This is a genomic window from Methyloversatilis sp. (assembly GCF_030696805.1).
Lineage (GTDB): Bacteria > Pseudomonadota > Gammaproteobacteria > Burkholderiales > Rhodocyclaceae > Methyloversatilis.
Genome location: NZ_JAUYRO010000044.1, coordinates 23219 through 39397 on the forward strand (window position 1 = coordinate 23219; position 16179 = coordinate 39397).

A 16179-nucleotide genomic window follows, 5' to 3' on the forward strand; every position below is an offset into this window, starting at 1 on the left:
CCAGCATGCCGGATCAGCCGGCCGGCGTTGCGCGCAGCGACAAAAAGTTACCGTGAATAGTTAGCGCCGCACCGTGACCTGGCCACCGCCATGCCCGACGTTCAATGGACGAGAGGGCTGACCGATGCGGGAATCGATACCCCCTTTCGCACCTCAAGCTTTCCGGAAACGTGCCGGCGCGCAGGCGTTCCTGCTTGCCATGCCGTCTGCTGATCGAAAGGCGTGATTTTTCGCGCGCACATGACCCTGGCGCGGCGCATGATCGTCATTCGGAGGACGTCACTGTTTCAGGCGTCCATGTCCGGCGGGCGCCTCGCCTTGCCGTCTGCTGCATCCACGTACGCCGTTTGTGTGTAATCAGACGTTGAAGCGTCCAGTCCGGAAGATTCGCCCGCCGGGGCGACCGTCCCGCACCGTGATGCCCGTCTGCCTGGAGACCGATGTGAGCCGAGCCGCAACACACGCCCTGTCAGCTGCGCTTGCCGCGCCACCCGCCCCACTCGGCGCTGTTGCGCCGAGTGGGGCGACGCACGCGTTCGACCTGCTGGCCGACATTGCACGCGAACTGCGGCCGGGTGTCATCTTTCCGATCTGCTTCGATGCGCTGCTGCGCGTGCGCCAGACGCTGCGCGCACCGGATGCATCGCTGCAGCAGCTGGCCGGCGCGGTGCGGGTCGATCCGCTGCTGTGCGCGCGGGTGCTGCGTCGCGCCAACCGGCTGCGTCCGGCCGTCCCGGTGACCGGCCTGCGTGACGCGATCTCACAGCTGGGCGGCGAACGCAGCCGGCACATCGCAAGCACGTTGTCCGGCTGCCAGATCGGTTGTTCGCGCCAGCTGACCCACGTCGACGCGCTGTCGCGCCGTCTGTGGTTGCACACGCTGCGCACCGCCGCCGCGGCGTACGTCATGGCTCAGCGGCTGACATCGATCGACCCTGACGAGGCGATGACCGCGGCGCTGCTGCACGATATCGGCGCCTTCTACCTGCTCGACCGGCTGGCCCGTCAGCCTCAGGCCGCTCACGATCAGGGCGGAGTGGAGGCGCTCATTCTGGAATGGCACGAAACGATCGGTGAGGCACTGCTGCAATCGCTCGGCCTGCCGGTGGTGCTGATCGATGCGATGCGCGACCATGAACAGCCGCGCACCGCGCCCGTTTCACCGCGCACCGTCGCCGACGTGGTGTTCCTCGCCAACGTACTGGCCGGCGGCGCAACCGAGCTGTACGGCGACCGGGTGTGCCACGTGAGCCAGCGCCCGGAGCCGGTGCGCGAGCGCTTCGCCGAGCTGTTGCCGGACATCGAACGCGAATTCGCCGCGCTGTGTGGCGTCGCGGCAGAGGGTGCCGCCGCCGATTGACGGGCGTCTTGATCGTCGGCGCTTACCGGCGCGGCTTACACAGGTAGCGGGCTGTCCGCCTGGACCAGGCGCACCTCGATGCCGTGTTCTGCCGCGAACGTCGGCAGCCAGGTATCCACGATGCCGCGTCGGGCCAGTTCGGTCAGTGGCACCTCGGGAATGTCGCACGACTTCACCAGCAGCACGCGCGGCAGGCGAAGCTGGAGGGTCAGCCACGCGGCAAGACTGTCGGAGGTGACGCGCCAGTCGCGCGGCAGGTCGAGCCGGGCGTCGAGTTCGCGCGCGGGCATCCACACGGGGGTGCGGCCGGCAGCACACACGTCGGACAGCCGCGCGATCTCGTCGGTGGCGACAAAACCGGGACGGGATCCCGCGAGCATCAGCGCGTACTGGTCCATCGCGCGCAGCGCCATGCGGTGTGCGACATCATCCTGAAAACCCCAGAGCGCCTGATGGGTTCGAACCGCATCGGCAAACGGACCCCCGCCGGCCACGACGATGTTGCGCCCCGCGCCCGCGCCGGCCAGCCAGTCGCACCAGCGCTGCAGCCGGCCGTCTTCCGGGTCACTCAGCAGGCTGCCGCCGAGCTTGATGACGAGCGGGGCGTTCATGCCGAGCCCGCCCGGATTGCTCCGGAAGCGGCGCACCACGGCCGGCACTTGCCGCGACCGGCTCTGCCCACTGTGGGAGCGGCGGCCCCGCCGCGATTTGAACGCTGCAACGCGACCAGCGCGGTGCAATCGCGGCGGGGCCGCCGCTCCCACAGAGGCCGCGCACAAAGGGGCCACACCCACAGGGGCGGCTCGGACTCGAATGGCGCCAACGCGCCATCGCCTGACGAGTTCATCGCGCAGGCTCGGCCAGCAGCGCGACAGCGACGGCCGGGGCGCAGGTGGTCGCATCGTCAGCACAGGACGGGGCGCAGTCGGCCAACAGGCTGGCGAGCATGATGGAGCGGCGACCGAGCGTGGCAGCAAGGCGGGCGGCGATCGCGCAGCCGGCGCCGGCGCACACCACCGGTGCGTCGGCGGGCAGGGCGGCGATGCCGGGCAGTGCGCGGCTGGCGTTGAGCAGTGTGGCGAGCTGGGCGTCGGCGAACGCGTTGGCGAGCGAGCGCCAGTCGGCCATCGATCCTTCATCGACATCGCGGCCGATCATGCGGGCGAGGCGCCGGGCGCTGGCTTCCGGCGTTTTTGCGCCACCGTCGGCGGCCGGATACGGGTCGGCGTGTTCCGGCAATTCGCCCAGCAGGCGCCAGACGTCAGCGGTGGTCGCGAAATGTTCGGCCATCAGGCGGTGCCGCCGGCCGCGGAAATCGATGTCCGGGGCCAGCGCCATCAGCGGCGTGCGAACCAGACCGGCATACACCAGCTCGCCGCTGATCAGCCGGTCGGCATCACTGCGGCTGGCGCTGGCCACCCCGCGATTGATCACGATGAGGTCGCTCGTGGTGCTGCCGATGTCGGCCAGCAGCGCCTGCGGGCAGCGGCTCGCGACCCAGGCGGCAGTGGCCAGCCAGTTGGCTGAAGCGATGTCGTCGGCGCGTGCGGCGGCGCCTGTCGGTGCAACCCAGCCGCTGCGCCCGGCATACAGGCGCAGCTCGCCCGGAAGCGCGGCAGCCAGCCGATCGACGATAGCCACCACGCCGGCCGCACGCGAATCGAACAGGTCGACCATTTCGCCGGTCATCGTGATGGCGTGACGGGTGGTGTTGCCGAGCGCAGCGCGTGCCTGGACGACGGCTGCATCCAGCTTGTCCAGCCCCTGCCAAAGCGGGCAGGCGATCTGTACGACACCGGTGACCCGGCCGTGCTCGACGCGCGCCGCCTTCACGTGCGCGCCGCCGATGTCCCAGCCGGTCAACGAGCTGTCAGACGGCATCGACGGCCTCCGTCAGTTCGATGCGCTGCGGCCGCGCGGCGCCGGCCGGACGCCACAGGGGGCCGCCGTCGGCCGCGGCCAGCGTGGCGGCGAGCAGGTTGCAGCCCAGCGTGTCGTGCAGTGCGCAGGCCGAGGTGCTCAGGCGTGGGTTCAGTTCGACCACGATCGGGCCGTCGGCGGTGTGCAGCACGTCGACGCCGACATGCCCGAGCAGGCCGGGCAGGGCGCCAGCGATGCGCCGTGCCAACGCCCTGTACATATCGTCGATCGGCACGTCACCAACGGCCAATGCGACGAGCGACACCTGTTCGCCATCTATCGCGAGGTGCTGACGGTTGATCGACAGCAGCACCGCTTCGCCACGCGCGCACAGCAGATTCAGGCTGCGCGCCTCGCCCGCCATCCAGGGCTGCGCAACAAAGCCCGGGCGCAACGCCTGCGCGGCCTGATGCACGGTGTCGAACAACCGCAGGCCATCGCAGCCGGCGCCGTCATCCGGCTTGACGACCCAGCGACCGGGCAGCGCCGGCAGCGTCGCGGCATCGGTGAAGTGCGGCAACACGGCGATACCGGCCGCACTCAGTCGCTCCGCCGTCAGCGACTTGGAGGCGCCGATGCGGCAGGTGTCGGCGCTGCAGCCGAGCAGTGTTTTGCCGGCGCCCGTGACCCGGGACGTCAGTGCAGCGAGCACGCCACCGGTTTCCGGCGCGACGATGAGCACCGCGTCGGCGGCGTCGAGCGCGTGGTCGAAAGACGCTTCAAAGCCGGCGTCGAAGGCATGGTCAGGGGTGACCGCAATCAGATGTGCCGGGAAATCGGGCGGTGGCAGGCGGGCGTCATGCAGCAGGATGATGTCGATATCGGGCAGCGCGGCTGCGTCGCGCAGCAGTGCATCGCGCATCAGCCGGCCTTCTCGCAGCAGCGAGGGCGGAAGCCCAGGCTGGCCGGCCAGCCCGCCGCCGGTGATAAACTCGAACACGAAAATTCGACGCTTCATATAAGGATTCGTGGTGCCTCAAATCATTCCCGTCATCGACCTGATGAACGGCCAGGTCGTGCATGCGCGCCGTGGCGACCGGCAAGCTTACCAGCCGCTGCAGTCTTCACTGGTTGATGGCTGCGACCCGCATGACGTGGCGCAGGCGCTGATCGAGGCGACCGGCGCGCGTCAGGTCTATGTGGCCGACATCGATGCCATTCGTGGACCGGGCGCTGGCAAGGTCAATGGCAAGGGCGATCGCCAGGACGGCGGCGAGCGTGTTGCCAAGCCCGACCACGCGACGCTGATCGCCGAACTGGCAGCGCGCCACCCGGATGTCGAGTGGTGGGTCGATGGCGGCTATGTCGATGCCACGCCTGCGCTGGCGCTGCATCGTGCGGCCGGCGTGACGCCGGTGTTCGGCACCGAATCGATGCGCAGCTATGGCGCGCTGCGCAAATTCCGCAACGCGCACATCGATACCGTGCTGTCGCTCGATTACCGGCGCGGCGTCCCGCTCGGCCCGGACTGGTCGTACGACCCGGTCGAATGGCCGGCCCGGGTGCTCGCAATGGAACTGGGGCGCGTTGGTGCTGAGGACGGGCCGGCGCTGCAGCTGATCCGTACGCTGCAGTCAATGCGCTCCGACGTGGATGTCATTGCCGCCGGCGGTGTGCGCAACCGCGAGGACCTGCGCGCGCTCGACGGCATCGGCGTCACGGCCGTGCTGGTGGCCAGCGCGTTGCACGATGGGCGGCTGTAGGCCGCACACATTCATCACCAGCTGAGCGGATTGACCCGGTAGTAGCGGCTCAGCTCGCCGAACATGTCGGGAAAGCTTTCGGCCAGATGCTGCGGCCGCTCAAAGAACGCTTCCGACGCCACCGCGAAAAACTCGGCCGGACTGCTTGCGCCGTATGGATTGAGCGTTGGCACGGCGCCGGCCTGCAACTGCCGGAGCAGACTTGCGTAGGCGGCGTCGAACACGCGCGTCCAGCGCTCGACGCGATGGCGGCCCACCATCGGCGGAGCGCCGTTGGCGTCGCCGTTCTCCTGATCGAGTTGATGCGCGAATTCGTGGATGACCACGTTGTGGCCGTCGGACGCATCGGCGGCGCCGCGCACGACGTCGTCCCACGACAGCACGACATGCCCGCGCGACGATGATTCGCCCAGATGGACCGCACGCCCCTCATGCACGACGCCGGCGGCGTCGGTGGTCAGGCGCCGCACCGCGAAAGCCGACGGGTAGATCAGGATTTCACGCAGTTCCGGGAAGTAGCCGCTGCGTCGGTTCAACAGCAGCAGGCAGGCCTGGGCGGCGATGGTGACCCGCATATCGTCGGTCACGTCCAGTCCGTCGCAGCCGACAAAGGTCTTTTCGGCCACGAACACCTGGATGTGCTTCTTCAACTGCAGTTGCAGGTCGGCTGGCAGCCGCCGCACCTGTGGCACGCGTCGGCGCAGGATGTCCCGCCAGGCCGGCGGGAACGGCCGGCTGCGCAGCCAGCGGCGGCGCGATTCGATGCGCAGCGGTTCGGCAAGCAGCCACACCGCCGGAATCAGCGTCAGCAGGATGAAGAAAAGCAGCGGCACGTCTTGCCCGTCTCACCGGTTGGGGTTTGCAGAAGCTGGGGTCGCGCCGCCGCCATTTCAACGCCGTCGCCTCAGGCGAGCGGCGCGTCGCCCAGCACCGCCGCGCCGAGAAAGTCCATCTTGCCGATCTCGACGCCGTTGTGTCGCAGGATGGCGAAGGTGGTCGTGGCGTGGAAATACAGATTGGGCAGCACGAAATCGAGCAGGTAGCGCAGGCCCTTGAAATGCGCGTCGCGCCCGGCCAGCCGGAACGTGATGTCGCGTTCCTCGCTGCCGTCGATCTGCGCCGCGCCGAAGCCCTGCACGAAGTCGATGGCCTTGGCGATGCGCGCCTGCAGTTCGGCGAGGGTCGCTTCATCGTCTTCCCAGCGGGGGACCTCGGCACCGGCCAGTCGCGCCGCGCCACCCTTGACGATGTCGGTTGCGATCTGCACCTGACGCGGCAGCGCGAACATGTCGGGTGCCAGCCGCGCGTGGATGAACACCGATTCATCGATCTTGCGTGCGGCCGCGTGTGCCGCGGCCTTCTCAAGAACCACGGACATGTTCTGGAGCACCCGCACGAAAACGGGTACCGAAGTTTCATACATGGAAATCGTCATCATCGCTCCAGGGGGAAGGTGCAAGGTGCAAGGTGCAAGGGGGGCGGCTTCGAGTTCTGTACCTTGCCCCTTGCACCTGCTTCACCAGGGCAGCGCGTCGCCGACGTGCGTGAAAGTGCCGGTGGGACCGTCGGCGGGCAGGGTTGCCAGCAGCACGCTGGTGCGGCCGCCCTCCGATACTTCGATCGGCGCGTTCTCACCGCCCATGTCGGTCTTCACCCAGCCCGGGTGGGCCGAATTGACCTTGATCGGTGTGTCGCGCAGTTCGGCGGCCAGATGCACCGTGAATGCATTGAGCGCGGTTTTCGAGGCGTTGTAGGCAAAGGCCTTGGCGGCTGCGATCGGCGACTTGGGGTCGCTCTGCAGCGTGAGCGAGCCGAGAATGCTCGACAGGTTGACGATGCGACCTTCCGGCGACAGGCGGATCAACGGCAGCAGCAACTGGGTCAGTTCGACGACGGCGAAGAAATTGACGTCGAAGGTTTCACGCAGCACGGCCGGCGTCACGCTGCTGGCATTCGGTGCGAACAGGTCTTCCAGCGCGATGCCGGCGTTGTTGACCAGGATGTCGAGCTGGCCGTAGTGGTGCGCGATGTGGTCATAGGCGTTCTGGTAAGTCGCCGGTTTCTTCGCGTCGAACGCGATTGCGCTGGCCGTGATGCCATCGGCGCGCAGCGCGGCGACGGCTTCTTCCGCGCGTTCGGCGTTGCGTACGCCGAGCACGACTTCGATGCCGAGCTGGCCGAGGCCGCGCGCGGTTTCCAGGCCCAGACCGCGATTGGCGCCGGTAATGAAGGCGACTTTACGGGTGACGGTCATGATGGATCTCCTCAAGGATGTCGAGCATGCAGGGGCTGGACCGGCCCTGCGTCGGATGTATGGATGGCGGAGGCCGGGGGGCCAGTCTGCGCCGAGCGCACGGATGAGACCGGTGGCGGCGCGCGCGCGTTCGCCTTCGAGCTGCGACGCGATCCGCCGCCGCAGCAGCACGCTGCGGTCCGCGTCGATCACGTCGACAAAGCTGACCGGGCCTTCGCGGTACTGGATCTGCAACGGCCGGGCCGCACGCGTCGCCGCGCGAACGGCTTCGTCCTGTGTGCGCATCTGCTCCGCCAGTATGGGCAGTCCGGCCAGATTGTCCCCGACTTTGCGCACCGCAGTCGAACCCCGGCAATGTGCCCACCAGGCCAACACGCTGGCAAGGGCCACAGCACCCAATGCAGCTTTGTCGGGCACACGGGATGTGCACACGTTGCCGGCCTTGATGGACCCGCCGGAGATAACCGTTCAACCCCGGGGGCGCGTGATCGACCTGTTGTCCGACAGGCCGCAGGACGGCCTCGATCAAGGCCATTGAGGGCTGATCGTTCGGACGCTATGGCGTTGCAGACCGACGCTCGCTGGCGGTCTGCAATGTGCGTTGTATCTTGTCGAGCAGACGGACCTTGTCGACGGGTTTGACGACGAAACCGGATGCGCCCGCGTTCCGGCTTTCGATGACGATGTTGCGTTCGCTGTGGCCCGTGATGATGAGCACCGGAATATCCGCAAACTGTTCCACCGATCTGATCCGCCGCGTTGCTTCGACGCCGTTGAGCCCGGGTAGATCGAAATCCATCAGGATGATGTCGGGCCGGTGCTTGCGCAGAATGCCAATGGCTTCGATTCCGGATGCGGCAAAGAGGGGCTGCAGGTTCTCCGCAGACAGAAATTCACCGAGCAGCCTGCGCTGGAATTCGTCGTCGTCGACGATCAGCACCACCGGTCTGAACTGCTCTGCGAGCTTTTGCAGCGAGCGGGCCGATTCGATCTGGGGCGACAGCGCGTGGGCGAAGTCGCCTGCCCAGGCCCGCACGGGTTCGACGGCATCCGTGGCGTTCTTCAGCTCGGGTTCGATGTACCTGATGCGCAACTGGTCGAACGCCTGTTCGAAGCGCGCCCTGTCCTTCACTTCGACACTGCTGCTCTGGCTCAGACTGCGGGAAAACTCTTCAAGGGCTGCGCCGATATGGTGCTCTGCGTCGCGCAATGTGCGGTGCACCGTGTCCACCCTGTCGTGTCCGCGCGCCATGTACTGCGCCAGCGCGCTCTCCAGCTCGGCAATTCGTCTTGCCTGGGCGGCAAGCTGCGTCATGCTGGCCGGCATCGAGCGCTCGACGTTCATCTGTCGCAGGGCGTGAAAGACCGCCATCGGCAGACGTGGCGCGTCATGCGTCAGCGGCCAGAACAGGATGTAGTCGTCGAAATACTCGCGCTTGCACAGCTCATAAACGCGCTTCAGGTCGTCCTTGTTGCACAGGATGACGGTTCGGTGCGGCAAGCCATGCACGGCTGTGCTGAGACGGTAGAGACCGAGGTAATACCGTTCGGCTTTTTCCAGCGAATTGAACGCCAGCACCAGCACGTCGGGCTTGAAGCGCTCGAAGTCTTCGACCGACCGATCGGCGTCGGTCGACAGCGAAATCTTTTCGAATTCATCACGCAGCAGCTTGCGCACGAGTTCGGCATCGCTGACCACATCGCTGGCGACCAGAATGCGCGCGGTGTCGGCCAGCTTTTTCACGACACCAGTTCCAGGCGACGTATGCCCCAGGCGTCCAGCCACTCGGGCAGACGTTCGGCCGGCATCGGACGGGCGATGAAATAACCCTGTGCAATGTCGCAGCCGAGCTGGCGCAGGCAGTCCCAGTCCGCGCGGGTCTCGACGCCTTCGGCGACGGTGCGCAGCCCCAGTTGGCGGGCCATGCCCAGATTGGCGCGCAGGATGGCCACCATCGATGTGCTGGTGCCGGCACCGTGCACGAAACTGCGGTCCAGTTTAAGTTCGTCGAAAGGTATGTCGCGCAACTGCGCAAGCGAAGAAAACCCGGTGCCGAAATCGTCAATCGACAGGCCGATGCGTTTGAGGCGCAGTCGCGCCACGATGTCGAGCAGCGCCAGCGGGTCACGCATCAGCTGGCTCTCGGTCACTTCGAGTACCAGCTGCGAAATCGGCACCCCTGCAATGTGCGCAGCGCGCGCGACTTCGTCCGGAAAGTCGAGTGCGACGAGATTGTCCATTGATACATTCACGGCCACGCGCATTGTCTGGCCGAGACCGTTCCAATGCGCTGCATCACACAGCGCCCGGGACAGCACTGCATGGGTCAGTCGGTCAATCAGGCCGTGCGCTTCCGCGGTGCCGATGAACTGGTCCGGAAAGACGAGACCGTCGGCCGGATGTTTCCAGCGCACAAGGGTTTCGACCCCGACTACGCTGGCGGTTGCGAATTCAACCTTGGGTTGGTAGTGATTGACGAGCTGACCGTCGTCGATTGCCTGCAGCAGCGCATCCGCCGGATAGAGCGCGCGCTGTGCGCTCGCGCGGGTTTCGCCGGAATTTGTCAGGGCAGAATCGAGCACCGCTTTGAGGGCATCCAGCCCGAACGGCTTGTGCAGCGCACCCCACAGCTTCAGCGCACGCGCGCTGGCCAGTCGGCCGACCGTATCGAGGATGCGCTGGTCTTCGCCGCTGATCAGCACGAGGCCACCGCAATAATCGCTTCGCGCGAGGTGCCTCAGGAACTCGATGCCATCCATGCCCGGCATGTTCAGGTCACAGAAAAGCGCGTCGAATCGCTCATCAGGATCGGCAAGACGGTTCAGCGCCATATCTGCGCTGTCGCAGGTCTGCACGCCTCGAACTCCCAACTCGTTGAGCTGCTGAGAAAGCAGCGTCAGTGCGAACGGGTCGTCATCGATGATCAGTACGTTCAATTCAGCGGCTCCGTGCGGTCGTGCTGATGAGTAACGGCACCTGCGAGATAGCGGCGTATTGCTGCGTCCGTGCGGTCGTAGATATTGTCCAGCCGCTCCAACTGCTCCGCGAGATGTGCTGTCCCGCCCGCCCGGGCCGCCTGCTCGATATCCGTGCAGTACCCGGCCAGCTTCATGGCGCCGACTGAACGCGATGACGACTTCAATTTGTGTGCGACGTTCGCCACCGAGTTTGCGTCACCGCTGGTGCAGTGGTGTTGCAGTTCCCGACACTGCTGCCCGGCGCGTTCGACAAAAAGCTGCAGCAGGTCACGGATGGTCTTTTCCTTGTTGCCCAGGAAACGCCGCATTTCAACCGGGTCGAATATTTCGCTGTTGCCCTGTGCACCCGTGTCGCAACCCCGGTCCGGTTCAAGTTCCGAATCCGGCATCCACTGTTCGAGCGTCGCCTTCAGCATGTCGAGAGCAAGCGGTTTGGTCAGGTAGTCGTCAAATCCTTCGCTACGCGCCTGCGCTGCGGCACTGCGCAGTGCATTCGCGGTCAGCGCAATGATCGGCAGCGGCCTCCGGAATGACGCCATGTCGCCCGCACATGCAGCCTCTTCGGCACGGATGGCGCGCAACAGCGCGTAGCCGTCCATTTCAGGCATGTGCACATCAGTCAGCAGCAGCGCATAACGGCCGGTCGCCCACATTCTGAAAGCCTCTCTTCCGTTGCTGGCCACCTCGGCCGTGCGACCGAGCAGCTCGAGCTGCTGCAGGATGACCTTCTGGTTGATGGCATCGTCTTCGGCAACCAGTATCAGCTCGCCTCTTGCCCGGGCGTCCACGATGGAAAGCGGTGCAATCGCGTCGAATGTTTCGCGTGCAGTCCACTCGCTGACAATGTCGGGCGACGCGCGCCCCGCAGCAATCGCGACCGCACGCAACAGCGCAGCGCGGCGCAGGACGCCTCCGTCAAGGCTGACCGCGTCCACGCCGGCGATGCGCGGCCGCCTGCGTCTGCCGTGCGTGATCAGCACATGCTGCAATTCGTCCAGGCTGTCCAGCGCCGATGTCCGGTTACGCGCGTTGGCGCTGCGGATGAGCACCACGGGTGGCGTGCATCCGACGGCGCGCATCGCCGCCTCGTCAGCGCTGGCAACCGAATGAACCGAAGCACCAGCGTGCGAAAGATAGCGCCGCAGAAGCGCCGGAAACAGCGCGTCGTCCAGCACGATGCATGACACGCCTGACAGGTCGGACAGCGTGTGCGGAGTCTGTTCGTCCGCCGCCACGAACGGCAACTCGACCGTGAACAGCGAGCCCTCGCCCGGCGCACTCGAGACCGCGATGGTGCCCCCCATCAGTTCGACCAGCCGCCGGCAGATGCTCAGGCCAAGCCCGGTGCCGCCGAAGCGGCGTGTGGCGGAACCTTCGCCCTGCAGGAATGGCGTGAACAATCTGACGATCGTCTCTTCCGGCATGCCGATGCCATTGTCCCGGATGCTGAAGGTGAGGCGGAGCGGATCGCTGGAAACCACTTCGACGTTCAGGCTCACCCGGCCACGCATGTGCTTGCGGCCGCCGGAGAACTTGATCGCATTACCGACCAGGTTGTACAGAATCTGGCGCAGGCGTACCGAATCGGTCAGCACCTGCGATGGAATGTCCGGATCGACGAATACACTGAGATCGACCATGACGCCCTCAGCCACCGGAAGCAGGGCGTCACACAGGTTCTCGGCAAGATCCGACACCGTGACCGGTTCGTAAGCAATGTCCAGGCGTCCGGCTTCGATCTTCGAGAAATCCAGTACATCGTCGATCAGGCCCAGCAGGATGCGGCCGGATTCGCGAGCGGTACGCACCATGTCTTCCTGCTTTGGCGAAAGCGGGCTGTGCGCCAGCACTTCGAGCATGCCGAGCACGCCGTTCATCGGTGTGCGGATCTCGTGGCTCATATTGGCCAGGAATACGCTTTTGGCCTGGTTGGCCGCTTCGGCCTGCCGCTGCGCCTCTTCGAGCAGGGCGGTGCGGGACAGCACCAGCTCTTCCAGCCGGGTCTTGTATCGCGTCAGTTCCTGCTCGGCCTCCCGGCGTTGTGTCACGTCGGACCACTTGCCGACGATGCGGATCGGCACGTCGGACGAATCACGTTCGACCCGCATATGGTCGTTGATCCAGATCCAGTCGCCGTTCCGCGTGCGGAAGCGATACTCGTGGATGACATGGCCCTGCGTGAGTGCTTCGCGCACCCGGGGCAGCGCGCCTCCGAGGTCGTCCGGATGGACATTCGAAACCCACCAGTCCCGTGCCATGGTCTGTTCCGGCAGGTAGCCGAACAGCCACTCGATATTGTCGCTGACCCATTCGGGCACCACGCGGTTTCCCTGCACGGCCAGCGCGTAGGTCACGCCCGGACTGACGGCGAGGTAGTGCTGAAGCCGGCTGGCGACGGTACGCAGTTCTTCCTCGGCCTGCCTGCGATCGGTGATATCGGTCATGCCGCCCAGCATGCGTTTCGGAAAACCGTCGGGGTCACGGATCACGTAAGCGCGGTCTATCACGTAGGCGTAGCTGCCGTCGCTGCGCCGGAAGCGATAGCTGTCGGACCACTGCTCGCTGCCGTCATCGATGACGCGGGTCATGCTTTCCATCACGCGCGCCACATCGGCTGAATGGATGCGTGAAATGCGCGATTCGATGGTTGGCTCCACCTTCGTCCGGTCATAGCCGAACAGTGTTTCAAGCCCGTCGTTCCACCACAGCGTGTTGTACAGCAGGTCCCAGTCCCAGATCGCGTCATTGGTCGCACGAGACAACCGGCGGAAGCGGTCTTCGCTGTCGCGCAGAGCCTGCTCCGCCCGCTTGCGCTCGGTGATGTCACGCTCGATCGCGACCCAGTGCGTGTACCGGCCCTTGTCGTTGGCGATCGGGACGATCTCCAGTTCCAGCCACAGCAATTCACCCGATTTTCTGTAGTTGATCAGCTCTTCGCGGACCGGTTGCCACTCGCCCAATGCCTTGCGCAAACGGGCCAGCGCCTCCGGCTGGGTCGCCGGCCCCTGCAGGAAGCGCGGTGTCCGGCCGATGGCTTCCTCGCGCGAATAGCCGGTCACCCGCTCGAACGCATCGTTGACGAACAGGATACGCGGCCCGTCCGGCGCGTCGATCGGCTCCGCTTCGGTAATCACGATGATGTCGCCCATGTGGGCAACACAGGTTTCGAGCAGACGCAGTTGCTCTTCGTCCTTGCGCCGCTGAGACACGTCGGAAATGACCCCTTCGATGGTGGTCCGGTTGTCTTCCGGGTTGAATACGCCTTGTCCGCGCTCCCACATCCAGCGTTCTCTGCCGTCCCGCGCGATGATTCGATAGCTCAGTTCGAACGGACGACCAGCCTGTATCGCGGCCAGCAAGGCGCGCCTGACGCCGGCGCGATCGTCGGGATGAATCAGCGACGCGTAGTGGGTGGCGCCGTCGCCCATCAGTTCGTCCGGTCTGTAACCGGTCAGATCGACGACTCCTTCGCTGACGAATTCCATCGTCCGTTCGTCGTCTGCCAGGCAGCGATAGACCATGCCGGGCAGATTGGCCATCAGCGTCAGCAGTTCGCGCCGGCTTTCCTGCAGCGCGTGCTCAGCATCCTTGCGCCCGGACACGTCCTGGAGCGCGCCCTGGAGCTGCACGATTCCGCCGGCTGCGTTGCGAACCGCTTCGCCGGTCGTGCGCACCCAACGCCGCTGCCCGGCAGCGGTCACGATCTGCACTTCAAGGTCGAATGGCGCGCCGGAGTTCAGGCATTCGGTGATCGCCGTGCTGACCAGAGGACGGTGTTCGGGGATGTAGAACTGCAGTGCCTGATCGAGGCTGGGCGTCTCGTCCGGGTGCAGGCCGTGGATGCGTCTGACTTCATCCGACCAGATCATCGCGTGATCCGGCGACCTGATGATCCAGGCGCCGAGGTGGCTGACGCGCGAGGCCATGGCAAGCAGCGCCTCGGTTTGCATCAGGCGTGATTCGGCCTCTTTCTGCTGCGTGATGTCTTCGCACACGCCGATCATGCTGTGTGGCACACCCGCTGTATCGCGTTGCATCGACACGCTCATGCGACACCAGACAGTACGGCCGTTCGACGCAAGGTCGCGTTTTTCCATGACGAAGCTGTCACGTTGACCGACCTGCAACTGGCTGATCAAGGCGCGAACGTCTGCAAGATCATCCGGATGCGTGATCGACCACAGGGTGCACGCCAGCAACTCGTCTTCCGGGTAACCGAGCATGCGGCGATAGGCTGCATTGGTCGCGACGAAACGCCCGTCTGGCGTCGTGATCGCGATGCCGGTCGCGGCGTCCTCGAACACCTTGCGGAAGCTCTTTTCGGTCGACGCCAGCGCCTCGCGGGCCAGTTCCCGCTCGGTGGTATCCATCACCATGCCGAGGCGCCGCCGCGGTTGGCCGTCGCCATCGAACACCACCTTGCCACGCTCGTACATCCATCGGATTTCGCCGTTCGGGCGCCGTATTCGGTACGTGTTCTCGACGATGCTCCCGGCAAGCGTTTGCTCATAGATGCATGCGGCGACGGTACCGCGATCTTCCGGCACGATGTACGAAAGAAATTCGTCGAATGTGCAGCGGAAGTCTTTTGGGGCAGTGCCGAACAGCAGGCAGGTCTGTGCTGACCAGGTCAGTACCTTGCTGTCGAGATCGAATTCCCAGCTGCCCATTGCGGCGATGGCCTGTGCTTCATCAAGCAGCGCCGCCATGCGTTCAGTCTGATGCTGCGCGGTTTTGCGGGCGGTGATATCGGAGTGGGTGCCGACCATGCGCAGCGCCTGACCGTTGCGATCCCGGGTGGCAACCATGCCGCGGTCGAGCACCCAGATGTAATGGCCGTCACGCGAACGCATGCGGTACTCGGCTTTATACGTAGGCGCCGACCCGTTCTGCAGCGCCCGCCGTTGCGCAATCGCCGACGCCAGATCGTCCGGATGCACGCGTGACGACCATGCCTCGGGTGCAGGAGCGATTTCCGACGACAGGTGGTCAAGGATCGTGCTCCACCGCTCGGAGTAGAACACCTCACCTGTTTCGATATTCCAGTCCCATACGCCCTGGGCGTTACCAGCCAGTGCGAACTGCCAGCGTTCCTCGCTCTCGTGCAGCGCCGCCTCGGTTCGCGCACGCAGCTGCAGCTGCCGGCGGAGCTGTAGCTGCGTCATTACCTGATCGGCCAGCGTTCGTAGCGCCTGGCGCTGCAACGCGTCGAGCCGCCGCGGCACCCAGTCGATCACGCACAGCGTGCCCAGTACTTCTCCACCTGGCGTCACCAGCGGCGCACCCGCGTAGGCGCGAATCTTCAACCCGCTCGTCACGAGCGGGTTGTCGGCAAAGCGGGGGTCGGCAAGTGCGTCTTCGACTTCGAGCGTGCTCGTCGAATCGAGCGCATGCGCGCAGAAAGACACGGAACGCGGCGTCTGATCGATATCGGTGCCGACTGCCGATTTGAACCATTGCCGATCGCCAGCCACCAGCGAAACGAGGGCGACCGGCATGGCGCAGATGTCTGCCGTCAGACGGGTGATCGCATCGAACGACTGTTCGGCCGGGGTATCGAGGATGTCGAACTCGGCCAGGGCGGCGAGGCGACTCGCCTCGTTTGCAGGCAGCGGGGCTTGCATGATTGCGTTCAAGCTCCTTGTGGCCGGCTTCAACCGTTAGGGCGCAGCAAAGGAAGCCGCGCATTTCAGCTTGCGCACTGATAGTTGATTGTGGACGGTCGGATCGCCTGGCAACCGGAGAACACGATGCATTTTGTATCCATCTGTTTCAGAACCGATCGCACATCGCCCACTTTCACCTACCTGCTCGGTCATGATCGACCGGATGGATCAAGCGTGCAATATGTGCAGGCCGCGTCTTGCCGAATACCCAAAGTCTTGTGCGGCACCGGGACCATCGCTCTGAACGCTGGCGTGCAGGTTCGGCTGCAGTGTGTGTTGTGTGTGAGGCAGTCGGTG

11 protein-coding genes are annotated in these 16179 nt (G+C 65.4%); 2 read left to right on the forward strand and 9 right to left on the reverse strand.

Annotated elements, in window-relative coordinates; translation table 11 throughout:
- Positions 1–442 precede the first annotated feature (442 nt).
- Entirely contained in the window at positions 443–1360 is a 918-nt protein-coding gene (locus Q8R75_RS07950) for an HDOD domain-containing protein (RefSeq protein WP_305612426.1), read from the forward strand.
- Positions 1361–1395: 35 nt separating this feature from the next.
- Here the strand turns inward: Q8R75_RS07950 and Q8R75_RS07955 are convergent, their stop codons facing one another.
- The 3 genes from Q8R75_RS07955 to Q8R75_RS07965 form a co-directional block, all read right to left on the reverse strand.
- Positions 1396–2010, reverse strand: a complete 615-nt coding sequence (locus tag Q8R75_RS07955) for an aspartate/glutamate/uridylate kinase (RefSeq protein ID WP_305612427.1) — start codon at positions 2008–2010, stop codon at positions 1396–1398.
- 193 nt (positions 2011–2203) lie between these two features.
- Positions 2204–3241, reverse strand: a complete 1038-nt coding sequence (locus tag Q8R75_RS07960) for a hydantoinase/oxoprolinase family protein (protein ID WP_305612429.1) — start codon at positions 3239–3241, stop codon at positions 2204–2206.
- A complete protein-coding gene (locus tag Q8R75_RS07965) occupies positions 3231–4238 on the reverse strand; it encodes an ATP-grasp domain-containing protein (protein WP_305626138.1) in 1008 nt (335 codons plus the stop codon). Before Q8R75_RS07965 ends, Q8R75_RS07960 begins: the two co-directional genes overlap by 11 nt.
- Positions 4239–4251: 13 nt before the next feature.
- Here Q8R75_RS07965 and Q8R75_RS07970 point away from each other — a divergent pair, with 13 nt between their 5' ends.
- A complete protein-coding gene (locus tag Q8R75_RS07970; protein ID WP_305613366.1) occupies positions 4252–4983 on the forward strand; it encodes a HisA/HisF-related TIM barrel protein in 732 nt (243 codons plus the stop codon).
- Positions 4984–4997: 14 nt separating this feature from the next.
- Here Q8R75_RS07970 and Q8R75_RS07975 read toward each other — a convergent pair whose 3' ends face one another.
- The 6 genes from Q8R75_RS07975 to Q8R75_RS08000 form a co-directional block, all read right to left on the reverse strand.
- Positions 4998–5816 carry a M90 family metallopeptidase gene (locus Q8R75_RS07975; protein ID WP_305613367.1) on the reverse strand — a complete coding sequence of 273 codons (819 nt, stop codon included), beginning with the start codon at positions 5814–5816 and terminating at the stop codon, positions 4998–5000.
- A 71-nt stretch (positions 5817–5887) separates the two neighbouring features.
- Complete coding sequence (locus tag Q8R75_RS07980) at positions 5888–6418, reverse strand: DUF1993 family protein (protein ID WP_305613368.1); 531 nt, start codon at positions 6416–6418, stop codon at positions 5888–5890.
- 81 nt (positions 6419–6499) lie between these two features.
- Positions 6500–7237 carry an SDR family oxidoreductase gene (locus Q8R75_RS07985; RefSeq protein ID WP_305613397.1) on the reverse strand — a complete coding sequence of 246 codons (738 nt, stop codon included), beginning with the start codon at positions 7235–7237 and terminating at the stop codon, positions 6500–6502.
- 556 nt (positions 7238–7793) lie between these two features.
- A complete protein-coding gene (locus Q8R75_RS07990) occupies positions 7794–8981 on the reverse strand; it encodes a response regulator (protein WP_305613369.1) in 1188 nt (395 codons plus the stop codon).
- On the reverse strand, positions 8978–10174 hold the full coding sequence (locus Q8R75_RS07995) for an EAL domain-containing response regulator (RefSeq protein ID WP_305613370.1): 1197 nt from the start codon (positions 10172–10174) through the stop codon (positions 8978–8980). Before Q8R75_RS07995 ends, Q8R75_RS07990 begins: the two co-directional genes overlap by 4 nt.
- Positions 10171–15840, reverse strand: a complete 5670-nt coding sequence (locus Q8R75_RS08000) for a PAS domain-containing protein (protein ID WP_305613371.1) — start codon at positions 15838–15840, stop codon at positions 10171–10173. Before Q8R75_RS08000 ends, Q8R75_RS07995 begins: the two co-directional genes overlap by 4 nt.
- Positions 15841–16179: the final 339 nt, after the last annotated feature.

Coding starts and splice junctions, on each gene's coding strand:
- Q8R75_RS07960 (WP_305612429.1), bottom strand. CDS start 3,241: ATGCCGTCTGACAGCTCGTTGACCGGCTGGGACATCGGCGGCGCGCAC.
- Q8R75_RS07965 (WP_305626138.1), bottom strand. CDS start 4,238: ATGAAGCGTCGAATTTTCGTGTTCGAGTTTATCACCGGCGGCGGGCTG.
- Q8R75_RS07980 (WP_305613368.1), bottom strand. CDS start 6,418: ATGACGATTTCCATGTATGAAACTTCGGTACCCGTTTTCGTGCGGGTG.
- Q8R75_RS07985 (WP_305613397.1), bottom strand. CDS start 7,237: ATGACCGTCACCCGTAAAGTCGCCTTCATTACCGGCGCCAATCGCGGT.
- Q8R75_RS08000 (WP_305613371.1), bottom strand. CDS start 15,840: ATGCAAGCCCCGCTGCCTGCAAACGAGGCGAGTCGCCTCGCCGCCCTG.